Genomic DNA, 21,915 nt, shown 5'->3' with positions numbered 1-21,915 from the left:
CCATGACCCACGACGTCGTCATCGCGGGAGCCGGGCCCAACGGGCTGATGCTGGCCTGCGAACTCAGCCTGGCCGGAGTGCGGCCGGTGGTGCTGGAACGCGAGCCCGAGCCCGGGGTCAAGCACCGCGCGAACGGCCTGGTGGGCCAGGTGGTGCCGATGCTGCACCGCCGCGGACTCCACGAGCGCCTGAGCGGCAGCCCCCAACCGCCCTCGCCCGCGCCGGCGTTCATGTTCGGCGCCCTCACACTCGACCTGCACGCCGTCGAGGACAACCCCCTCTACGGCCTCCCGGTCCCGCAGACGCGCATCGAGGAGGTGCTCGCCGAGCGCGCCGCCGAACTCGGCGTCGAGGTCCGGCGCGGCCACGAGCTCACCGGTCTGGCCCAGGACGCCGGCGGCGGCACGGTCGCCGTCGACATCGCGGCGCCCGAAGGCGCCTACCGGGTCTGCGCGCACTACCTGGTGGGCGCCGACGGCGGCCGCAGCCTGGTGCGCAAGCTCGCCGGCATCGGCTTTCCCGGAGTGACCGCCGACAACGGCGTGTCCCGCACCGCGCACGTCTGCGTTCCCGACCACCTGCGCGACCCGCACACCGGCGGGCTCGACGTCCCGGGCTACGGCCCGGTGCCGCCGTTCTCCCATCAGCGCACCGACCGCGGCCTCATCTCCTTCGCGCCGTTCTCCGCCGAGACTCCGCTGCTCAGCACCGCCGAGTGGGACGGCGCGGCCGCCGACCGCGACGCCCCGATGACGTTGGACGAGCTGCGGGCGAGCGTGCGCCGGGTCCTGGGGACGGACGTGCCGTTCACCGAGCCGCGGGGCCCGGGCCCGCACATGCTGCGCCGGGTGGTCGGCACCAACACGCGCCTGGCCGACCGCTACCGCGCCGGCCGGGTGCTGCTGGTGGGCGATGCCGCGCACGTGCACTCCGCACTGGGCGGCCCCGGACTGAACCTCGGACTGCAGGACGCCGTCAACCTGGGCTGGAAGCTCGCCGCCGAGGTCTCCGGCCGCGCGGTGCCCGGTCTGCTGGACACCTACGAGAGCGAGCGGCGGCCCGCCGCCGAACGGGTCAACATGCAGACCCGGGCGCAGTCGGTGCTGACGGGCCCCGGAGGCGACGTGACGGCGCTGCGCGAACTCTTCGCCGAGCTGCTGGCCGAACCCGGGAACGCGCGCCACATCGCCCGCACCATGGCCGGTGCCGACCTGCGCTATGACATGGGCGGGCACCGGGGGACCGGGGAGCACCCGCTGATCGGCCGGTGGGCCCCCGACCTCTGCCTGCGGGTCGGCGGCCGGCGGGTCCGGCTCGACGAGCTGGCGCGCGACGCCCGGCCACTGCTGCTGGACACGACCGAAGGCGGCACCCTCGCCGCGGAGGCCCGCCGCCACGGCGGGGTGCGCGCGGTCGCCGGATCCCCGGCCCAGACCCCCGCGCCGGCGGCCGCGCTGCTGATACGCCCCGATTGCTACGTGGCCTGGGCCTCGGCCGAGGCGCGGCCCGGCCGCGCCGAGCGCGAGGGCCTGCGTGCCGCACTGGAGCGCTGGTTCGGCCCGGCCGCCTGATCGCGCCCCGGCCGCTGCCGGCTACGCCAGCGGGGGACCGTCGCCGGGGGCCTCCTGGTAGGAGTAGCGCTGCTCCTTCCAGGGGTCGGCGAGGTTGTGGTAGCCGCGCTCCTCCCAGAAGCCGCGGCGGTCGGCGGTCAGGTACTCCACGGCGCGCACCCACTTCACGCTCTTCCACCCGTACAGATGGGGCACCACCAGGCGCACCGGGTGGCCGTACTCGGGGGTGAGGCGCTCGCCGTCGCGGTGGGTGGCCAGCAGCACGTCGCGGGCCAGGAAGTCGTCCAGGCGCATGTTGGCGCTGTAGCCGTACTCGGCCCACACCATCACGTGGGTGGCCGCCGGGGCGGGCGGGGCCAGCTCCACCAGGGTCTGGGTGGAGACACCGCTCCAATGCACACCGGGCAGGGTGAACCTGGTCACGCAGTGGAAGTCGGCGACGGCGTCGACGCGGGGGAGAGCGTCGAACTCCGGCCAGCTCCACCGGAACTCGCCCAGCGACTCGGTGAACCCGTAGACCCGCAGGTCCCATCTGTGCGCACGGAAGCGCGGCACGGGACCGTAATGCAGGGCGGGCCGGTCGCGCGGCACGTGCTGCCCCGGCGGCAGCGGCTGATCCGACAATCGCTCTCCTCGATGCGCCTCCCCGCCATCCTGCCAGTGCCCCGCCTCCGGCACGCTCGGCCCCTCGCCCGTACGCGCGGCCGCGCCGATGCGCTATAGTCGCTCCCATGCAGCAGAGCTTTTGGCGCTTTTATGGCTACCGGCCCACGGCTAGGACGGTCGCCCGCCAAGCGCTGCGCTGACACGGACGACTTGAGGAGCCCCGGGCCGGGATCGGCCCGGGGCTCTTTTGCTGCCCGGTCGAATCCGCCGCCCGGCCCAGGCTCCCGGTCCATCCGGCCGACAACCGCCACCGCGTCCGCGAACGGACCGCGACCGCCGAAGGGACAACGCAGATGGTCATCGTCATGGGGCCCGGAGCCACACCCGAACATATCGACAACCTCGTCGACCTCGTCGCCGGCGCGGGAGGCGAGGCGTATGTGACCCGCGGTGTGAGCCGCACGATCATCGGTCTGGTCGGCGACGTGCGGCAGTTCGAGACCCTGGACCTGCGCGCCATGCCGGGCGTCAGCGACGTGCTGCGCATCAGCGTCCCCTACAAGCTGGTCAGTAGCGAGAACCAGCCCGGCCGCTCCACTGTGCGGGTCGCAGGCGTGCCCATCGGCGGCGACCACATGACCGTGATCGCCGGCCCGTGCGCGGTCGAGACCCCCGACCAGACACTGGAGGCGGCGCGGATGGCCCGGGCCGCCGGCGCCTCGCTGCTGCGCGGAGGCGCCTACAAGCCCCGCACCTCCCCCTACGCCTTCCAGGGGCTGGGCGAGACCGGTCTGAAGATCCTCTCCGACGTGCGCGCCGAGACCGGTATGCCCATCGTCACCGAGGTCGTCGACGCCGCCGACGTCGAGCTGGTCGCCGGATACGCCGACATGCTGCAGATCGGGACCCGCAACATGCAGAACTTCGCGCTGCTCCAGGCGGCGGGGGAGGCCGGCCGCCCGGTGCTGCTCAAGCGCGGCATGAACGCCACCATCGAGGAGTGGCTGATGGCCGCGGAGTACATCGCCCAGCGGGGCAACCTCGACATCGTGCTGTGCGAGCGGGGCATCCGCACCTTCGAGAAGGCCACCCGCAACACCCTGGACATCAGCGCCGTGCCGGTGGCGCAGAGCCTGTCGCACCTGCCGGTGATCGTGGACCCCTCGCACTCCGGCGGCAAGCGGGAGCTGGTGCTGCCGCTGTCGCGCGCGGCGATCGCGGCCGGGGCCGACGGCGTCATCGTCGACGTGCACCCCCACCCCGAGACCGCGCTGTGCGACGGACCCCAGGCGCTGGTCGGCGAGGACATCGCCGAGCTGGCCGACATCGCCGCCACGCTGCCGCCGCTGGTGGGGCGCACCCTCACCGCCGCGCCGCAGCCGGCGGGCGTCTGAGGCCGCGGCCGCACGATCGGCGGCCGGCGGAGGTGTAGGGCCCCGGGGACCGCGGCCGGGCGGGTCGCCCGGGGCCGGCCGCGGTCCCGCGAGAGCCGGCTAGACCTTCGCGGGCGCGGCCTCGCCCAGGAAGCTGGGCCGGTGCAGCTGCTTGACCGTCAGCAGGTGCTCGGCCAGCTCCTCGGCGTCCAGCCGCTTCTCGATCTGGCGCAGATCGGGGATCTTGGCGGCGGTCTCGACCTGGCGCGGGGTCAGCAGCGTGCAGCAGTCCTCGTCGGGCAGCTCGGAGATCGACAGGGTGCCGATCCGCCGCGCCTGGTCCATGATCTCGGACTTGTCCATGCCGATCAGCGGCCGCAGTATCGGCAGGTCGACGGCGTCGTCCAGCGCGGTCAGGTTGGTCATGGTCTGGCTGGAGACCTGGCCCAGCGCGTCGCCGGTGATCAGCGCCTCGGCGCCCAGGTCGTCGGCCAGCGCCTCGGCGGTCTTGAGCATCAGCCGCCGCTGGGCGATGATCTGCAGCCGCTCGGTGCCGGAGCTCTTGAGCTGCTGCTGGGCCTTGCCGAAGGGGATGACGAACAGCCGCGAACCCACCTGGAAGCGGTCCAGCTGGCGCACCAGGCTGTAGGCCTTGTAGATCGACTCCGGGCCGGTGAACGGCATTCCGGAGAAGTGCAGGAAGTCGACCTTGAGCCCGCGGCGCATCATCCGGTGCGCGGCCACGGGGGAGTCGATCCCGCCCGACATCAGCACCAGCGCGCGCCCGCTCATGCCCACCGGCAGGCCGCCCTGGCCGGGGACGCCGTCGGTGAAGACGAAGACCTCGTCCTTGTCGACCTCGATGGAGACCGTGTTCTCCGGGTGCTTGAGGTCGACGGGCAGGCCGTGCGCCTGCTGGACGGCGGCGCCCACGTGCCCGGCGAGCTGGGAGGAGGTGAGCGGGAACCGCTTGTCGCGGCGGCGGGCCCGGACCGCGAAGGTGCCCCTGCGGTCGGCCAGCGCCTGCACCGCGGCCGCCGTGACGGTGTCGAGGTCCTTGGGCACCCGGCGCACCAGGTGCACCCACACCACGCCCATGACGTTGTGCATGCGCTCGGCCAGTTCGGCGACCTCCAGGTCGGAGGCGCCGGGCATGCGCAGGATGACGACGCCGGCGCCGCGCCGGGTCAGCTTGATCGGGCCCAGCCCGCGCGCGGCCGCCCGGATGTTGTTGTGCAGGCGGCGCTCGAACAGGCTGCGGTTGCTGCCCTTGAGCACGATCTCGCCGAGCTTCATCAGCACGCACAGCTCGTGCGGTCCGGACGGGGGCCCCTCCTGGACGGCGGCCTCGGCCTCGCGCCCTTCGACGGCCCCGGACTCGGACATGACGGCCATGACAGCGGCTCCCCAGATGTCGCGACGGATGGGGCGGGGACCGATGCGCCCCGCCGTTACCAGTATCGAACATCGCAACGACCGGTCGGGACGGCCGCATTCCGCAGACCCGGCGGACAGGCCGGAGGGCTCCCCGGCCGCCCGTCCTCGGCGGCCGGGGAAGGCGGCGCGGCGGAGCCGCAGCGCGCCCGGCCGGTCAGCCGAAGAAGACCTCGGCCTCCTCGAAGCGCTCGGCCGGAACGGTCTTGAGCTTGTCGGTGGCGGCCGAGAGGTTCACCCGCACGATGTCGGTGCCCTGCAGCGCCACCATCTTGCCGTACTCCTGGTCGTGCACGGCCTCGATGGCGTTGACGCCCAGCCGCGTGGCCAGCACCCGGTCGAAGGCCGAAGGGGTGCCGCCGCGCTGCACGTGGCCCAGCACCACCGAGCGGGCCTCCTTGCCGGTGCGCGACTCGATCTCCTCGGAGAGCCGCTGGCCGATACCGCCCAGGCGGACGTGGCCGAAGGCGTCCTTCTCGCCGGTGGACAGCTCCATCTGGCCGTCCTTGGGATGGGCGCCCTCGGCGACCACGAGGATGGGCGCGTAGTTGGTGCGGAACCGGCTCTCGACGTGGGCGACGACCTCGTCGATGTCGAAGGGGCGCTCGGGGATGAGGATGACGTTGGCGCCGGCGGCCATGCCCGAGTGCAGCGCGATCCAGCCCGCGTGGCGGCCCATGACCTCGACGACCAGCGCGCGGTGGTGGGACTCGGCGGTGGTGTGCAGCCGGTCGATCGCCTCGGTGGCGATGTTGACGGCCGTGTCGAAGCCGAAGGTGTAGTCGGTGGCGTTGAGGTCGTTGTCGATGGTCTTGGGCACGCCCACGACGTTGACGCCGCGGTCGTGCAGCTGCGTGGCCACGCCCAGGGTGTCCTCGCCGCCGATGGCCACCAGCGCGTCGATGCCCAGTTCGGCCATGTTCTGCTTGACCCGCTCGACGCCGCCCTCGATCTTCATCAGGTTGGTGCGCGAGGACCCCAGGATCGTTCCGCCGCGCGGCAGGATCCCGCTGACGGCAGCCCGGTCCAGGGGCATCGTCTCGCCCTCCAGCGGTCCGCGCCAGCCGTCCCGGAACCCGACGAACTCGTAGCCGTAGTCCTTGATGCCCTTGCGGACCACTGCGCGGATGACCGCGTTCAGCCCTGGGCAGTCGCCGCCACCGGTCAGCACTCCGACTCGCATGCGTGCACTCCTCGAATTCCTGTGGACAAACTGACCGCCCGGACCGGCGCGGGTGGCGCCTCCGGGCGGTGCGGACCGGATGCGGACCGGCGGTCGTGCGCCGCCATGCCGGCAGGCGACAATGTGACCGGTGTCACCGAAGGCGCCTGCCGAGCGTTGGAAGCCGCTTGCCGGGGGGTAAGTCCCCCAGGGCGGATCGGAAGCTGGGGGCGGCGCCTTCAGTCCCACACCGTCCGCATGGTCTAGACCATAGTCGCCCAACGTGCTGGAGGCCAACCCATGTCCGTCCTCGCGCTCGACGCCGGCACAACCGGCGTGACCGCACTCGTCGTCGATGAGAACGGCGGAGTACTCTCCCGCGGTTACCAGGAGTTCGCCCAGCATTACCCCCAGACCGGCTGGGTCGAGCACGTCCCCGAAGAGATCTGGCAGGCGACCCTGGCCGCGTGCCAGACCGCCCTGGACGGCACCGACCAGCAGCCCACCTGCGTGGGCATCACCAACCAGCGCGAGACCGCGGTGCTGTGGAACCGCAAGCGCGGCAGCGCGCCGCGCAGAGCCATCGTCTGGCAGGACCGGCGCACCGCCGGGATCTGCTCGGAGCTGCGCGATGCCGGGCACGAGGACCGCGTCACCCGGCTCACCGGGCTGCGGCTGGATCCCTACTTCACCGGCACCAAGCTCACCTGGATGCGCCGCAACGACCAGCGGGCCTGGAGCGGCGTCGAGGCCGGCGACACCGTCATCGGCACCGTCGACTCCTACATCATCAGCCGCATGACCGCCGGCGTGCGGCATGTGACCGACGCCTCCAACGCCTCCCGCACCCTCCTCTACGACATCAACGAGGGCGCCTGGTCGCCGGAGATGTGCGAACTGCTCGGAGTGCCGATGTCCTCCCTGCCCGAGGTCGTGCCCTCCTACGGCGTCGTCGGCGACACCGACCCCGAGGAGTTCCTCGGGCTGCGGCTGCCCATCGCCGGCATCGCCGGCGACCAGCAGGCCGCGATGTTCGGCCAGAACTGCTACACCCCCGGCACCTCCAAGTGCACCTACGGCACCGGTTCCTTCGTCCTGGTCAACACCGGCGACCGCCCCGTGGCCCCCGAGCACGGCCTGCTGAGCACGGTGCTGTGGCAGCACCCCGACGGCCGCCTGGACTACGCGCTGGAGGGCTCGATCTTCGTGACCGGCGCGGCCGTGCAGTGGCTGCGCGACGGCCTCGGGCTCATCGACAGCGCCCCCCAGTCCGAGGGGCTGGCCGCGACCGTGCGCGACTCCGGCGGCGTGGTGTTCGTGCCGGCGCTGACCGGGCTGGGCGCCCCGCACTGGGACCCCCACGCCCGCGGCGCCATCTTCGGCATCACCCGAGGCACCCAGCGGGCCCACATCGCCCGCGCCACCCTGGAGGCCATCGCCTTCGAGGTCCGCGACGTCGCCGAGTCCATGGCGGCCGCCTCCGGCACCGAGCTGCCCGAGCTGCGGGTCGACGGCGGTGCCTCGACCAACAACCTGCTCTGCCAGATCCAGGCCGACCAACTGCAGGTCAGCGTGGCCCGGCCCGAGGTGCAGGAGACCACCGCGCTGGGTGCCGCCTTCCTGGCGGGGCTGGCCACCGGGGTCTGGTCCTCCACCGACGAGCTTGCGCGCACCTGGAACCTGGACCGCCGCTTCGAGCCGGGCGCCCGCGACGACGCCGCCCACACGCGCTGGCGCGAGGCCGTGGAGCGCTCCAAGGGCTGGGCCGAGCTGGGCTGAGCCCGGTCGCCCCCGCCGCCGCCTCGGCAGCCGCCGAGGCGGCGGCGGAGTGCGGGGGCGCGGGCCCCGGCGCCCCCGCCTCACTCGTCGCCGTCGAGTCCCCGGTCGATGGCGTAGCGGGCCAGCTCCACCCGGTTGTGCAGGTGCAGCTTGCTCAGCGTGTTCTGCACGTGGTTCTGCACGGTGCGGTGGGACAGCGTCAGGCGCTCGGCGATCTGCTTGTAGCCCAGCCCCTTGGCCACCAGCCGCAGCACCTCGGTCTCGCGAGGGGTCAGCGACGGCGCGGCCGGGTCGCGACCCGGCCGCGGCTCGGCGGCCATGCGCCGGTACTCGCCCAGCACCAGCCCGGCCAGCCCGGGGGTGTAGACGGCCTCGCCGTCGTGGACCCGGCGCACCGCCTCCAGCAGCTCCTCGCGCCCGGCCGACTTGACCAGGTAACCGGTCGCCCCGGCCTTGACCGCCTCCAGGACGTCGGTCTGCTCGCCGCTGGCCGAGAGCACCAGCACGCGCGGCGGATCGGCGCCCTCCAGCAGTCGGCGGGTGACCTCCACGCCCCCGATGTCGGGCAGCTGCAGGTCCAGGACCGCCACCGTGGGCCGGGCCGCCGGGGCCACGCGCACCGCCTTGGCGCCGTCGCCCGCCGTGGCCACCACCTCCAGGCCGGCCTCGGCGAGGTCGCGCGCCACGGCGTCGCGCCACATCGGGTGGTCGTCGACGACCATCACGCGGATGGGCCGCTGCGGCGGCGCTGCGGCCGATCCACCGGCCGGGGGCTGCTCTGCCATGGGGCGACCCTAGCGGACCGGGCGCGGCGCCGGCCGATCAGTCGTCGTTGCCGTTGCCGTTCCCGTTGCCCGGACGGCCGCCGCCACCGCCGTCGTCGCCGCCCTGGGGCGCGAACGGGCTGGCGATCAGCTCGATCTCGGTGCCTTCGGTCGCCGAGCCCTGCGGGCTGTAGCGGGTGACGCGGTCGCCCCCGAACAGGCGGGAGACCTTTACCTTGAAGCCCAGCTCCTCCAGGTGCTTCTTGGCGTCGTCGACCTTCCACCCGGTCACGTCGGGGATCTCGATCTCCTCGGGGCCCGAGGAGACCGTGATCGTGACGCTGTCGCCGGAGCTGACGGTGCCGCCCGCAGCGGGGTCCTGGGAGATGACCTCGCCCTCGGGCACGTCCTCGCTGGGCTGCTCGGTGACCGAGACCTGCAGCCCCGCCTCCTGCAGCGTGCTCTGCGCCTGGTCCTGCTGCAGCCCCTCGACGTCGGGGACCTCGAAGCCCTCGCTGACGGTGAGCGTGACCGGGGCCTCGCGGTCGGCGTCGGCGCCCGGCTCGGGGTCGGTGCTGATCACCGTTCCCGCGGGGTGGTCCTGGGAGGTGGTCTCCTCCTCGACGATCTCGGCGAAGCCGTCGTCCTCCAGCGCCGCGCGGGCGTCCTGGGCGCTCTGGCCCACCAGGTCGGGCATCTCGACGGTCTGGGGGCCCTTGGACAGGAACACGGTCACCGTGTCCTCGGGCAGGATGCGCTCGCCGACGGCGGGTTCGACCTTGGCCACCGATCCGGGGTCCTCCTGGGAGTAGACGCGCTTGTCGCCGACCTCCACCTGCACCGGGATGTCGCCCAGCACCGCGCGGGCGTCCTGCTGGTGCATGCCGACCACGTCGGGCACGGGCTCGTAGCGGCCCACCAGGAACCACCAGCCGAACCCCAGCATCAGCACCGCGAGCACACCGGCGACCACGATCACCGGGAGGCTGCGGTAGTCCAGGTCCAGCCGCCGGTTCCGGCCGCGGTCGCCGTAGTCGGGCTCCACCGGTGCGGCGTCGGGCAGCCCGCCGGTCTCGACGACCAGGGTGTCGTTGCCGTCGCCGCCCGCGGGCGCCGCGCCGATCGCCTGCGGCCCGGCAGTGGGGCCCGCCGCGGCGCCGGCGGGCAGCGCCGACTTCACGTTAAGCACCAGCGCGAGGTACTGCCCGGCGTCGCCGGGACGGTAGCGCGGGTCGCGCTCGGTGGCGCGGGTGACCAGCGTGTCGACCTGCGGCGGCAGGCCGGGGACGGCGCGCGAGGGCCGCGGCACGTCCTCGTTGACATGCTGGTAGGCGATGGAGATGGGGGTGTCGCCGGTGTGCGGCTGCGAACCGGTCAGCAGCTCGTACAGCATGATCCCGGCAGCGTAGACGTCGGTGCGCGCGTCGGCGGCGCCGCGCTCGATCTGCTCGGGAGCCAGGTAGGCGGCGGTACCCATGACCGTGCCGGTCTTGGTGGTGCCCTGCTGGGCGGACTCGACCGCGCGCGCCAGGCCGAAGTCGGCGACCTTGACGCGCCCGTCCTCGGTGAGCAGCACGTTCTCGGGCTTGACGTCGCGGTGGACCAGCCCGGCCTGGTGGGCGGCGCCCAGAGCGGCCAGCACCGGCGAGATGACCTCCAGCGCGTCGGCGGGGGCGAGCCGGCCGCGGGCGTTGAGCATGTCGCGCAGGGTCTGGCCGGGCACGTACTCCATGGCCAGGTAGACGTGGCCCTGGTCGGTGCCCTGGTCGTAGACCTGTACGACGTTGGGGTGGGAGAGCTTGGCCACCGAGTGCGCCTCGTTGATGAACCGGCGCACGAAGGAAGGGTCCTGGGCCAGCGAGGGGTGCATGACCTTGCACGCCAGGCGGCGGTCCAGCCGCCGGTCGTGCGCGACATAGACCGTGGCCATGCCGCCGCTGGCCACCCGTGCCTCGACGTGGTAGCGCTGATCGAGTGTCGTGCCCACCAGAGGGTCGGCAGTCGTCATGTCCACACACGGGAGTGTAAGGCGTCCAACGCTTCGCGACTGCGCCGACGGCCGCCCGGGGGCGTAGACTACCGGCGCGTAACCCGCTGGCCTGGGGGTTTGTCGGCTTCCGGGGTGATGTTGCCAACCCCGGTCCACCAGGCTTCGCGCAACGGTTCGATCACCCTGGGTGACGAAACGCCGGATACGCGCGCCCGGGGATCGCCGCCGCCCGCGCGGAGCCGGGCCCGCCGCCCGCGCGGAGCCGGGCCCGCCGCCCGGGCCGGTCGCCGGGGCCGCCCGGGTGCGGGGCCTGGAGCCTGTCCTGCGCACCCGGGCGCATCCCGCCCGGGGCGCGACGGGCCCCCGCGGAACGGGACTCAGTCCACCGCCGGGGAGGACGCCTGGGCGTAGCGCCGCACCGGGATGCGGCCGGCGCGGCGGGCGGCGCGGCCGGCGGCGACGGCGTCGCGCATGGCGCGGGCCATCAGCACCGGGTCCTGCGCGCGGGTGACCGCCGTGGCCAGCATCACCGCGTCACACCCCAGCTCCATGGCCAGCGCGGCCTCGCTGGCGGTGCCGATGCCGGCGTCGATGACCACCGGGACGCCCGCCTGCTCCACGATCAGCTCGATGTTGTGCGGGTTGCGGATGCCCAGGCCCGAGCCGATCGGCGCGCCCAGCGGCATGACCGCGGCGCAGCCCACCTGCTCCAGGCGGCGGGCCAGGACCGGGTCGTCGTTGGTGTAGGGCAGGACGGTGAAGCCCTCGTCGACGAGGCGCTCGGCGGCGTCCAGCAGTTCGACGGGGTCGGGCAGCAGGGTGCGGTCGTCGGCGACGACCTCCAGCTTGATCCAGTCGGTCTCCAGCGCCTCGCGGGCCAGGCGGGCGGTGCGCAGCGCGTCGCCCGCGGTGAAGCAGCCCGCGGTGTTGGGCAGCGGCCGGATTCCGTTGCGGCGCAGCAGGTCCCACACCGAGCCCTCGGCGTCGGGGGAGACGCGGCGCAGCGCGACGGTGGTCAGCTCGGTGCCCGAGGCGACCAGCGCGTCCTCCAGGATGCGCAGCGACGGGGCGCCGCCGGTGCCGGTGATCAGCCGGGAGGTGAACGAGCGCCCGGCGATGACCAGCGGGTCGCCGCCGGCGGCCTGACGGGGCGCCCCGGCCGGTTCGGCGGGGGAGTCGGGCAGCGCCGGGCTGTGCGTGGATGTCATGTCAGCCTCCTTGGACCGCGGTGAGCACGTCGATGCGGTCGTTCTCGCCGACCTCGGTGGTGGCCCAGCCGGCCTTGGGCACGACCTCGTCGTTGAGCGCGACGGCCACGCCGCCGGGCTCCCGCGTCAGCGACCGCACGACCTCCTCCACGGTGGTCCGGGGTGAGACCGCGCGGCGCTCGCCGTTGATGATCACGTCCACTGGTCCTGCTCGCCTCCCTCGATGGGGCCGCCGCCCGCTGCGCCGGCCGGGATCCGGTCCGCGACGCGGGTGGCGGCGAACCGGCGCGCGTAGTCGGGGAGCGCGCCGGTGGTCAGTGCCTCGGCCATGGCGTCGCCGGTGGCCGGTGTGAACAGCACCCCGTGCCGGAAGTGGCCGGCGGCCAGGTGCAGGCCGGGAACCGCGGTGGGTCCCAGCAGCGGCTCGTTGTCGGGGGAGCCGGGCCGCAGCCCCACGCAGGTCTCGGCGACCTCCAGTTCGCTGACGCCGGGCACCAGCTCGTGGGCGTCGCGCAGCACCTCCCACAGCCCGCCGGCCGTCAGCCTGGTGTCGAATCCCTGCTCCTCCTGGGTCGCGCCGAGCACGATCTCGCCGGTGCCGCGCGGCACGAGGTAGACGGGGGAGCCCTTGACCAGGCCCCGCACGGTGCGGGCGACGATGGGCGGCTCGCCTTCGGCCATGCGCAGGCGCAGCAGCTGGCCCTTGACCGGGCGCAGCGGCGGAACCACGCCCTCGGGAACCCCCTCGACGGCCGGGGTGGCCACCCCCGCGGCCAGCACCACCTGCCCGGCGCTGATCTCGCCGCCGGAGTCGAGCACCACGCCGCGGGCGCGGCCGTCCTCGACGACGAGCCGGCGGACCCGGTCGCGCACGCCCACGGCCCCGCGGCGCTCGGCGGCGGCCCGCAGCGCCCCCAGCAGCGCGCGCGGGTCCACCGAATGGTCCTCGGCGGCCAGGTAGCCGCCGCGCACCGACGGCGCGAGCATCGGTTCCAGCCTGCGGCACTCGCGGCCGGTGAGCCGCTCGGTGGTCAGCCCCAGCCGCGCCCGCAGTTCGCTGAGGTGGCCCAGCCGCGCCATGTCGTCGGAGTCGAAGGCGACCTGGAGGGTGCCCTCGGCGCGGTAGCCCGCCGAGACCCCGCTCTCCTCCTCCAGTTCGGCCACGAAGGCGGGATAGCGGTCGCGGGAGAGGATGCCGAAGCGCATCAGCGCCTCCTCGCCGAAGGACGCCTCGGTCGCGGGGGTGAGCATGCCCGCGGCCACGGTGGAGGCGGCGCCGTCGAGGTGCTCGGCCACCACGGTGACGCTCAGCCCGGCGCAGGCGGCCCGCCAGGCGGTGACCAGGCCGATGAGCCCGGCGCCGACCACGACCACGTCGGTCGGCGATTGCGAAGAGGGGTTTGCGCGCACGGGTCTGCTGCCACTTCCTTCGCCGGTATGACCCGGATCAGGTTCATGCGGTCGGAGACTGCCAGCCTCCCTCTCAGCCGGGTTCCGACCCGGCTCCCGCGGGGTGTTCTCGTCCACCTACCATTCTATGACCCCGATCCCGCGAGCGCTCGGGCAGTACGCCTAGAGCGATACGGCGCCGCGCGGGCGTTTGGCGCGGGGGCGCGTGTGGCACATTGGCAGCGTGAACGAGAACGACCGCGACACCGACGCCCTCGTCGGCGAATGGATGACGCTGAAGGACGCGGCCAAGGCGCTCAACGTCAGCCCGAACCGGATCAAGCAGTTCATCGCCGACCACAAGCTGCTGGGCGTGCGGCGCGACGGCGAACTGTGCATCCCGGCCGCCTTCATCTCCGGCGGCGACATCGTCAAGGGCCTGCCCGGCACGCTCACCGTCCTGGCCGACTCCGGGTTCAGCACCGACGAGGCGCTGCAGTGGATGTTCACCCCCGACGACACGCTTCCGGGGGCACCCATCCAGGCGCTCTCGGAGAACCGCGGCACGGAGGTCCGCCGCCGCGCCCAGGCCATGGCCTTCTGAGCGGCCGGCCCGGGCGGCGGGCGCGTCCGATGCCCGGTGCGCTCGCAGGCGCCCGGACCCCGGCGGCTACCCTGGCCCCGTGAACGCGAGCTTGCGAGAGCGCCTGGACCGGGCGCGCCTGTACCTGTGCACCGACGCCCGCGCCGAGCAGGGCGACCTGGCCGAGTTCCTCGACGCCGCGCTGGCCGGCGGCGTCGACATCGTGCAGCTGCGCGACAAGTCCCTGGAGGCGCGCCAGGAGCTCGCCGCCCTGGAGACCGTGCGGGCCGCCTGCGAGCGGCACGGCGCCCTGATGTCGGTCAACGACCGCGCCGACATCGCGCTGGCGGCCGGCGCCGACGTGCTGCACCTGGGCCAGAACGACCTCCCGGTGCGCCACGCCCGCTCCGTGGTCGGCCCCGGGCCGCTGATCGGCCGCTCCAACAGCGACGCCGCGATGGCCGCGGCCTCCGCCGAGGAGGAGGGCGTCGACTACTTCTGCGTGGGCCCCACCTGGACCACCCCCACCAAGCCGGGCCGCCCGGCCGCCGGACTGGAGCTGGTGGAGCGCACGGCCGCGATGGCGCCCGAGCGCCCCTGGTTCGCCATCGGCGGCATCGACCTGGCCAACCTCGACCGGGTGCTCGCCGCCGGCGCCCGGCGCGTCGTGGTCGTGCGCGCCATCACCCGGGCCGACGACCCGCGTGCCGCCGCTGCGGAGTTCCAGCGCCGCCTCGCCGCCGCGGACTGAGCCGGCTGCGCCGACCGCGCCGGTCGGGGCCGCCACCCGCCTGACAGTGTCGGGTAACGATGCCCCCCGCCCTCTTTCCCGCGGCATCCTCAGCCCTCTAGCGTCAGTGGAACACGCCACGTCCGATCAGCGCGAAGGGTGAGGGCGAATGCGCAGCACCATGCAGGACGTCCCGCTGTCCGTCGGCAACCTCGTCCGCTACGGCGTCTCGGTGCACAGCCGGGCCCGCATCACCACCTGGACCGGCGGCGAACCCCGCCGCGCCACCCTCGGCGAGGTCGGCGCCCGCGCCGCCCGGCTCGCCCACGCCCTGCGCGACCTCGGGGTCACCGGCGACCAGCGCGTGGCCACCTTCCAGTGGAACAACCAGGAGCACCTGGAGGCCTACCTCGCCGTGCCGGCCATGGGCGCCGTGCTGCACACCCTCAACATCCGGCTGCACGCCGACCAGGTCGCCTACATCGCCGACCACGCCGAGGACCACGCCGTCATCGTCGACGCCTCCCTGCTGCCGCTGTTCGCGCCGATCCTGCCGCGGCTGCGCACCGTGCGCCACGTGATCGTCGCCGGGGGAGACCCCGGCGACCTGGCGGCCGAGGGGGTCGCCGTGCACGCCTACGAGGACCTCATCGCCGGCCGGCCCGAGACCTTCGACTGGCCCGAGACCGACGAGCGCGACGCCGCCGCCATGTGCTACACCTCCGGCACCACCGGCGCGCCCAAGGGCGTCGCCTACAGCCACCGGTCCATCTACCTGCACTCGATGCAGGGGTGCATGACCGACGGCGAGGCCCTCGCCCAGAGCGACACCGCGCTGGCCGTCGTGCCGATGTTCCACGCGATGAGCTGGGGACTGCCCTACTCCGCGCTGCTCGTCGGCGCCTCGCTGCTGCTGCCCGACCGCTTCCTGCAGCCGGGACCCATCGCCGACATGATCGAGGCCGAACGCCCCACCGTCGCCGCCGCCGTGCCCACCATCTGGCAGGGCCTGCTGGAGGAGCTGGAGTCGTCGCCTCGCGACCTCTCCTCGCTGCACAGCGTCGTGGTCGGCGGCTCGGCCTGCCCGCCCGCGCTGATGCAGCGCTTCGAGGAGCGCTACGGCATCCCGCTGCTGCACGCCTGGGGCATGACCGAGACCTCCCCGGTGGGCAGCGTCGCCCGCCCGCCGGCCGGATCCTCCGGCGACGAGCGCTGGGCCTACCGCCTGAGCCAGGGCCGGCTGCTGGCGCCCGTGCAGGGGCGGCTCATCGGCCCCGGCGGCGAGCCGGTGCCCCACGACGGAACCAGCGTGGGCGAGCTGGAGGTGCGCGGCCCCTGGGTGACCGGCTCCTACTACGGCGACGAGGACCCGGAGAAGTTCCACGACGGCTGGCTGCGCACCGGCGACGTCGGCACCCTCACCCCCGACGGCTTCCTGCGCCTGACCGACCGCGCCAAGGACGTCATCAAGTCCGGCGGCGAGTGGATCTCCTCGGTCGAGCTGGAGAACGCCGTCATGGCCCACCCGGCGGTCGCCGAGGCCGCCGTCGTGGCCGTGCCCGATCCCAAGTGGGACGAGCGGCCCATGGTCGCCGTCGTCCTCAAGGAGGGCGCCACCGCCGAGGCCGCGGAGCTGCGCGCGTTCCTGGCCGACCGGCTGGCGCGCTGGCAGCTGCCCGAGTTCTGGGCCTTCGTCGACGAGGTGCCCAAGACCAGCGTCGGCAAGTTCGACAAGAAGACCCTGCGCAGCAAGCAGTCCGCGGGTGACCTCAAGGTCGTCGAGGTCCGCGGCTGACCCGCGCGGGGGCGGGGCCGGCCCGGGCGCGCGGCCTTCAGCGGGCCGGCGCCTCCGCCCCGCTGCCCTCGCCGCCGCGCCCGGCCGCCGACCGGTAGCTCAGCCGGCGCAGCAGCACCTCGGCCGGTCCGCGCCGGCCGGCCCGCTCCAGCGCGTAGGCGCCGGCGAGCGTCACCAGCCACACGCCGGCGGCGAAGAGGGCCATCGTGGCGCTGCCCAGGTGCGCGCCCAGCCCCAGGCCCCAGGCCGCCAGCAGCGGCGCGCAGATCACCGACTGGGCCAGGTAGCACGACAGGGACCGCTTGCCGACCGCCGCGACGGCCGCCGCACCCGCGCCCATCCGCGCCCGGCGCGCGAGCGCGCCGCCGACCAGCCCGAACAGGGCGACGTAGCCGGCGCCGCCGAACACCCCGCTCAGCTGCCGGACGCCGCCCAGGGCGGAGGCGACCGGGCCGGAGACCTCGACCAGGCCCACGTGCACCAGCGCCTCGGGCAGCCCGGACGCCCAGGCCAGGCCGATCCCGCCCGCGGCGGTCCAGATCAGCACGCCGCGGTACCGGTCGGTCCGCTCCAGCACGCGGCGGCGGCCGATCAGCATGCCCAGCACCACCATGGCGGGCAGCACCAGGGACAGCGCCTGCAGCGGCGCCATGAGCGCCCACCCGGCGATCCGGTCGGCCATGGCGTCGACGTAGCCGGGTTCGCTGAAGGAGGACCGCAGGAAGCCGGGAATCGCCATGGCCGCCTGCCCGCCGCGCACGGCCGGGGCCGAGGCGGCCACCACCGCGCCCAGGATGCACATCAGCCACAGCGCCATCACCAGACCGATCAGCACCGAGGCGGTCACCCGCATCGCCGCCTCGCCGCGGCGCAGCAGCAGCCGGCCCGCCACCAGCCCGATCAGGCCGTAGGCCCCAAGGATGTCGCCGAAGAACAGCAGCGCCGCATGGGCGAACCCGAACACCAGCAGCCACAGGTTGCGCCGGCGCACCACCGCGGCGGCCTCGCGCGCCGAGGCGCCGGCGTCGCGCTGGCGGTCGTAGATGCGGATCAGCCCGTAGCCGAACAGGCACGCGAACATCGGGTACACCCGCCCGTCCACCGCGGTGAGCATGGCGAACTGGACGACGCGGTCGGCCGCCGACCCGTCCGCGGGATGGGCGCCGGTGGCCGCCTGGTCGGCGGTGTAGAGGTACCAGGGCGTGTTGGCCAGCGCGATCAGCAGCAGCATGAACCCGCGGGCGAGATCGGGCCCCGGGGCGCGCTCGCCGGGGCGGACGGGCCCGCGTGCGGGGGCCGGTGTGGGATCCACGGTGGTGCCTTTCAGACCGGGGCGAAGCGCCGCGAATCGGGCTCGTACCCCAGCCTGCCCCAGGTTCGGGCACCGGCGGAATCCGCCGCGGGCACGATCCGCATCCGCCGCGCGGGGGAGGCGCGCGCCGGCCGGCCGAGAGCAGCGCCGGTGCTCAGTGCTTGCGGGCGGTGGCGGCCACGACGAGGTCGGCCAGGGGGGAGCGGGCCGTGTCGTCGAGGCGGCCGGTCTCCAGCGCCGCGGTGGCCTGGGCGGCGTAGTCGTCGATGCGCCGCTCGCAGGCCGCCAGGGCGCCGCAGTCCTCGGCCACGCCGCGCATCCACTCCACCTGCTCGGCGCCCAGGGCGGGGTCGCCCAGGCGGCGCAGGAACTCCGCGCGGTCGGCGGCGCCGGCGCGCTCCAAAGTCTCGGCCACGATCAGCGTGCGCTTGCCCTCGCGCAGGTCGTCGCCCGCCGGCTTGCCGGTCTGCTCGGGGTCGCCGAAGACCCCCAGGATGTCGTCGCGCAGCTGGAAGGCCACCCCCAGCGGCAGGCCGTAGGCGGTGTAGACGGGGGCGAGGTCGCCGTAGCGGCCCGCCAGCGCCGCCCCCAGGTGCAGCGGCCGCTCGACGGTGTACTTGGCGGCCTTGTAGTGCATGACCCGCAGCGTCGCCTCGACTCCGCCGCCCTCGCGCACCTGCTCCAGCATGTCCAGGTACTGGCCGGCCATCACCTCGGTGCGCATGGCGTCGAAGGGCGTGCGCCCGGCTCTCAGCGCCTCCAGACCCAGCCCGCTGGACTGGTAGAGGTCCTCGCTCCAGGCCAGGCACAGATCGCCGATGAGGATCGCCGCGCCGCGGCCGAACGCCTCGGCCGACCCGCTCCAGCCCGAGCGCTCGTGCAGCGCCTCCAGGCGCTTGTGGGTGGCGGGCAGGCCGCGGCGGGTGTCGCTGTTGTCGATGACGTCGTCGTGGATGAGCGCGCAGGCCTGCAGGAACTCCAGCGAGGCCGCGGCGGCGTGGATGCCGGGGACGTCGTCGCCGCCCGCGCCGCGCCAGCCCCAGTAGCAGAACGCCGGGCGCAGCCGCTTGCCGCCGGCGAGCATGGCCTCCAGCGCGTCGACGATCGGCGCCAGCTCGGAGCCGATCTCCAGCAGCTGGGCGCGCCGGCGGGCGACGAAGCCGGCGATCTCGCCGTCGACGGCCGTGCGCACGAAGGAGATCGGGGAGGAGGCGGAGAAGGTCATGGGCTGCAGGTTATCGGGTAGTGGGCACCCACCCTCCCGGCGCTGGACAGGGAGTCGCCTAAGGTGGACCGTATGGTTGGGTCAACGACACGCAACGGGAGCGCGCCGGCCGCAGCGCCGCGGCCGCGCGACATCCGCGAACTGCTCAAGACCGGCGAACCGACATTCTCCTTCGAGTTCTTCCCCCCGAAGACGGACGAAGGGCTGCGCAAGCTCTGGCGGGTCATCCGCCAGATCGAGGCGCTGCAGCCGTCGTTCATCTCGGTCACCTACGGCGCCGGCGGCGGTACCCGTGATCTCACCGTCGAGATCACCGAGCAGGTCGCCACAGACACCACCCTGCTCCCCGTCGCCCACATGACCGCCGTGAACCACTCCGTGCGCGAACTGCGCCACCTCATCGGGCGCTTCGCCGGCGTGGGGGTGGGCAACTTCCTCGCGCTGCGCGGGGACCCCCCGGGCGATCCGCTGGGCGAGTGGGTCAAGCACCCCGAGGGACTGGAGTACGCCGAGGACCTGGTCCGGCTGCTCAAGGAGACCGGCGACTTCAGCGTCGGCGTCGCCGCCTTCCCCTACAAGCACCCCCGCTCGCCCGACATCGAGTCCGACACGAAGTACCTCGTCCAGAAGTGCCGTGCGGGCGCCGACTACGCCGTCACCCAGATGTTCTTCGACCCCGAGGACTACCTGCGCCTGCGCGACCGCGTGGCGGCCGCGGGCTGCGAAACTCCGATCATCCCCGAGATCATGCCGGTGGTGAAGTACTCCACCATCGACATGTCCGAGCAGCTGTCCGGCGCGCCCTTCCCGCGCCACCTCGCCGCGGAGTTCGACAAGGTCAAGGACGATCCCGAGGCGGTGCGCAAGCTGGGAATCGAGCAGGCGCAGCGCATGTGCGAGCGGCTGCTGGACGAGGGCGCCCCCGGCATCCACTTCATCACCTTCAACCAGTCCACTGCCACACGGGAGATCTACGAGCAGGTCGCCGCTGACCGCCTCCCGGCAATGGCAGGGGCGCGGCCATGATGGTGAAGGGCCGGTGAGGGCTGCCGGGGAAGTGGAACTCCGGTAGAACGTCGACGAAACCGCATGAGCGGTACAGGCCCCGGGCGGCCGTCCGGCCGGTCGGGGTCGACAGGACGGCGGTGCGCTCTTTGCGCGCCGCCGTCACCGCTTCCAGCAGTCCGCGGCCGATGCCGCGCCCCTGCTGGGCGGGATGCACGTGCAGCTCGGCCACCTCGAAGGAGTCGGCGAACCAGCGCCGGTCGGCGCCGGGATCGCGCTCGCGCAGCTCGGCCGTGACGACGTCGTGCCACCACTGCCCCCCGGAGCCGTGGAAGCCGTAGGCGAACCCGGCGGCGCCCGTGCCCGACCGGGGCAGGGCGACCACCGAGCGGAACCGCGGCTGGCGGGCGTGCTCGCGCATGATGGAGTGGCGCCCGGGGATCTGCTCCGGGGGCGGATCCATCGCCGCGGTGTAGATCTCCAGCAGTGCGGGCAGGGCGTGCAGGAAGGCCGGAGCGGCCAGTTCCCACAGCTCGATGTCGGTGGTCTGCACAGGGCCACGGTATGCGACGGGCGCTTGCGCGCGGAGCTGTTGACGAGGGCGGCCGGGGTACGCTTAACTGGTTCTGTTCGTACTCACGTTCGAATCCCCGGTGTCCGAGAGACGGGGGTGTCCGAGAGTACGTCGATGACTCGCGCTCGCCGCCGCGCTCCGCGCGGACACGCGAGTGCGGGAAGCGGCCGGGCGGGGGGAGGGGAAGCCTCTTGCCCGGCCGCGGCCTTCCCCGGGCGTTCAGGCGCGCTCGTCCGGGGCCGGGCGCCGCGTCCGGCGCGGCGCCCGCGCACTGCGAACGGCCACGTCCCGCGGGGGGATCCGCGTGGGACGTGGCCGTCGTCGTCCGGGCTCGGGGCCGCGCCCGGGCCGGCGGGGCGCCGGGCAGGGCCGGTCCGTGCGGCACCGGCGCGGCGCAGCGGCGGCACCGCTGTGCGGCCCCGGTGCAAGGGGGCTGACGAAGGGTCTCCCGGCGCTAGAAGGCGTCGACCGCGCGGCGCGCTTCGGGATCGAGGACGCCCCAGTTGATCAGCTCCTCGGTCAGGTCGCCGGGCGAGCGGTCGTAGATGACCGCCAGCGAGCGCAGGTCCTCCTGGCGGATGGACAGCACTCGCCCGTTGTAGTCGCCGCGCTGGCTCTGGATGGTGGCCACGTAGCGGGCGAGCGGACCGGCCTTCTCCTGCGGCAGCTGCTGCATGCGCTCCAGGTCGATGACCAGCTTGGGCGTAGGCCCCAGCGGTGCGGGCGCCGCGCCGCCGGGCAGCAGTTCCGACATGGGGACGCCGTAGAAGTCGGCCAGTTCGGCGAGCTTCTGGACGGTCACAGCGCGGTCGCCGCGCTCGTAGGAGCCCACGACGACGGCCTTCCAGCGGCCGTGGGACTTCTCCTCCACTCCGTGCAGGGAAAGCCCTTGCTGGGTGCGGATGGCGCGCAGCCGCGCACCGAGGGACTTGGCGTATTCGGATGGCATCTTCTTCGTCGCTCCCCGGCCGTGAAGGTGGCTGGTGTGGGCGGTGGGGCCCCGAAGTCGCCCGTGGGTGACCGCGCCCGGCCGAAGGCGCCCGGTGGGCTCCTGCCGCAGGGCCCGGACGGAGCGGCCCCGCCCGAGATTGGTTACGGACAGTGACGGTAGGGCTGTTCGGTTGCCAGGTCAAGCCGTTGGGTGGAAAAGCGACGATTCAGTGGCCAAACCGTGTGTAAGTGAGAGGGCTCTCATTTCCGGACCGATGCGGACATCCCGCCTCGCCGTCGGTGGCGGAAAGCCCGATGGCGCAGGGTTTTCGCTGCTCTGTCCGAGAAGCGGGCCCGGCGTTGCGCCCTTTTCACCGATCTATGGGGCAATATGTCAATAACTTCGGTTGTGGCGAGAGTCACATTCCTCCGGGTTTCGCTGTTCGCGCCGACCGGCGCGCCCGCTTCCCGCTGGTAGCGTGAAG

19 protein-coding genes and 1 riboswitch are annotated in these 21,915 nt (G+C 73.8%); of the genes, 7 read left to right on the top strand and 12 right to left on the bottom strand.

Annotated elements, in window-relative coordinates; translation table 11 throughout:
* Positions 1–2: 2 nt before the first annotated feature.
* Positions 3–1,571 (top strand): FAD-dependent monooxygenase, encoded by a 1,569-nt coding sequence (locus FZ103_RS06930; protein ID WP_155999717.1) that lies wholly within the window; start codon positions 3–5, stop codon positions 1,569–1,571.
* A 21-nt stretch (positions 1,572–1,592) separates the two neighbouring features.
* Here the strand turns inward: FZ103_RS06930 and FZ103_RS06925 are convergent, their stop codons facing one another.
* Complete coding sequence (locus FZ103_RS06925; RefSeq protein WP_155999716.1) at positions 1,593–2,195, bottom strand: molybdopterin-dependent oxidoreductase; 603 nt, start codon at positions 2,193–2,195, stop codon at positions 1,593–1,595.
* Between the two features lie 335 nt (positions 2,196–2,530).
* Here FZ103_RS06925 and aroF point away from each other — a divergent pair, with 335 nt between their 5' ends.
* The gene (aroF, locus tag FZ103_RS06920; RefSeq protein WP_155999714.1) at positions 2,531–3,571 is read left to right on the top strand and encodes a 3-deoxy-7-phosphoheptulonate synthase; all 1,041 of its coding nucleotides are present in this window, start codon (positions 2,531–2,533) and stop codon (positions 3,569–3,571) included.
* A 99-nt stretch (positions 3,572–3,670) separates the two neighbouring features.
* Here aroF and thiI read toward each other — a convergent pair whose 3' ends face one another.
* Positions 3,671–4,945, bottom strand: coding sequence for a tRNA uracil 4-sulfurtransferase ThiI (gene thiI, locus FZ103_RS06915; RefSeq protein WP_186355932.1), 1,275 nt, complete (start codon positions 4,943–4,945; stop codon positions 3,671–3,673).
* A 196-nt stretch (positions 4,946–5,141) separates the two neighbouring features.
* The gene (locus FZ103_RS06910; protein WP_155999712.1) at positions 5,142–6,167 is read right to left on the bottom strand and encodes a 6-phosphofructokinase; all 1,026 of its coding nucleotides are present in this window, start codon (positions 6,165–6,167) and stop codon (positions 5,142–5,144) included.
* A 279-nt stretch (positions 6,168–6,446) separates the two neighbouring features.
* On the opposite strand from FZ103_RS06910, the gene glpK reads away from it, so the two are divergent.
* The gene (glpK, locus tag FZ103_RS06905; protein ID WP_155999710.1) at positions 6,447–7,925 is read left to right on the top strand and encodes a glycerol kinase GlpK; all 1,479 of its coding nucleotides are present in this window, start codon (positions 6,447–6,449) and stop codon (positions 7,923–7,925) included.
* Between the two features lie 80 nt (positions 7,926–8,005).
* Here glpK and FZ103_RS06900 read toward each other — a convergent pair whose 3' ends face one another.
* From FZ103_RS06900 to thiO, 5 genes are all read right to left on the bottom strand, one after another.
* Positions 8,006–8,710: a response regulator transcription factor gene (locus FZ103_RS06900; protein WP_155999709.1), complete on the bottom strand. Its 705-nt coding sequence runs from the start codon at positions 8,708–8,710 to the stop codon at positions 8,006–8,008.
* 37 nt (positions 8,711–8,747) lie between these two features.
* Positions 8,748–10,703, bottom strand: coding sequence for a Stk1 family PASTA domain-containing Ser/Thr kinase (gene pknB, locus FZ103_RS06895; RefSeq protein WP_186355931.1), 1,956 nt, complete (start codon positions 10,701–10,703; stop codon positions 8,748–8,750).
* 353 nt (positions 10,704–11,056) lie between these two features.
* Positions 11,057–11,887, bottom strand: a complete 831-nt coding sequence (locus tag FZ103_RS06890; RefSeq protein ID WP_155999708.1) for a thiazole synthase — start codon at positions 11,885–11,887, stop codon at positions 11,057–11,059.
* 1 nt (position 11,888) lies between these two features.
* Positions 11,889–12,089: a sulfur carrier protein ThiS gene (gene thiS, locus FZ103_RS06885; RefSeq protein ID WP_186355930.1), complete on the bottom strand. Its 201-nt coding sequence runs from the start codon at positions 12,087–12,089 to the stop codon at positions 11,889–11,891.
* A complete protein-coding gene (gene thiO / locus FZ103_RS06880; protein WP_186355929.1) occupies positions 12,080–13,297 on the bottom strand; it encodes a glycine oxidase ThiO in 1,218 nt (405 codons plus the stop codon). The genes thiS and thiO overlap by 10 nt, the downstream gene beginning before the upstream one ends.
* Positions 13,295–13,407, bottom strand: a riboswitch (TPP riboswitch). It overlaps the preceding gene by 3 nt.
* A gap of 113 nt (positions 13,408–13,520) precedes the next feature.
* Between thiO and FZ103_RS06875 the strand changes: the two genes are divergently transcribed.
* From FZ103_RS06875 to FZ103_RS06865, 3 genes are all read left to right on the top strand, one after another.
* Positions 13,521–13,880, top strand: a complete 360-nt coding sequence (locus FZ103_RS06875) for a helix-turn-helix domain-containing protein (protein ID WP_186355928.1) — start codon at positions 13,521–13,523, stop codon at positions 13,878–13,880.
* Positions 13,881–13,959: 79 nt separating this feature from the next.
* Positions 13,960–14,610, top strand: a complete 651-nt coding sequence (gene thiE, locus FZ103_RS06870) for a thiamine phosphate synthase (protein WP_186355927.1) — start codon at positions 13,960–13,962, stop codon at positions 14,608–14,610.
* Between the two features lie 148 nt (positions 14,611–14,758).
* On the top strand, positions 14,759–16,384 hold the full coding sequence (locus tag FZ103_RS06865) for a long-chain fatty acid--CoA ligase (protein ID WP_155999707.1): 1,626 nt from the start codon (positions 14,759–14,761) through the stop codon (positions 16,382–16,384).
* A 37-nt stretch (positions 16,385–16,421) separates the two neighbouring features.
* Here FZ103_RS06865 and FZ103_RS25990 read toward each other — a convergent pair whose 3' ends face one another.
* Both FZ103_RS25990 and FZ103_RS06855 read right to left on the bottom strand, forming a co-directional pair.
* Positions 16,422–17,696, bottom strand: a complete 1,275-nt coding sequence (locus FZ103_RS25990) for a DUF418 domain-containing protein (protein WP_343233418.1) — start codon at positions 17,694–17,696, stop codon at positions 16,422–16,424.
* A 154-nt stretch (positions 17,697–17,850) separates the two neighbouring features.
* Positions 17,851–18,921: a polyprenyl synthetase family protein gene (locus FZ103_RS06855; RefSeq protein WP_155999706.1), complete on the bottom strand. Its 1,071-nt coding sequence runs from the start codon at positions 18,919–18,921 to the stop codon at positions 17,851–17,853.
* A gap of 72 nt (positions 18,922–18,993) precedes the next feature.
* Between FZ103_RS06855 and metF the strand changes: the two genes are divergently transcribed.
* Positions 18,994–19,947 (top strand): methylenetetrahydrofolate reductase [NAD(P)H], encoded by a 954-nt coding sequence (metF, locus tag FZ103_RS06850; RefSeq protein WP_155999705.1) that lies wholly within the window; start codon positions 18,994–18,996, stop codon positions 19,945–19,947.
* On the opposite strand, the gene FZ103_RS06845 is transcribed toward metF, so the two are convergent.
* Both FZ103_RS06845 and FZ103_RS06840 read right to left on the bottom strand, forming a co-directional pair.
* On the bottom strand, positions 19,865–20,479 hold the full coding sequence (locus FZ103_RS06845) for a GNAT family N-acetyltransferase (protein WP_343233417.1): 615 nt from the start codon (positions 20,477–20,479) through the stop codon (positions 19,865–19,867). The two genes, metF and FZ103_RS06845, sit on opposite strands and share 83 nt — an antisense overlap.
* A gap of 475 nt (positions 20,480–20,954) precedes the next feature.
* A complete protein-coding gene (locus FZ103_RS06840) occupies positions 20,955–21,449 on the bottom strand; it encodes a transcriptional regulator (protein WP_155999704.1) in 495 nt (164 codons plus the stop codon).
* Between the last annotated feature and the right edge of the window lie 466 nt (positions 21,450–21,915).

It is taken from the genome of Streptomonospora sp. PA3, from assembly GCF_009728995.1.
GTDB lineage: Bacteria > Actinomycetota > Actinomycetes > Streptosporangiales > Streptosporangiaceae > Streptomonospora.
Note: the sequence above shows the minus strand (reverse complement) of the source record. Positions and strands in the feature narration are given on the sequence as shown.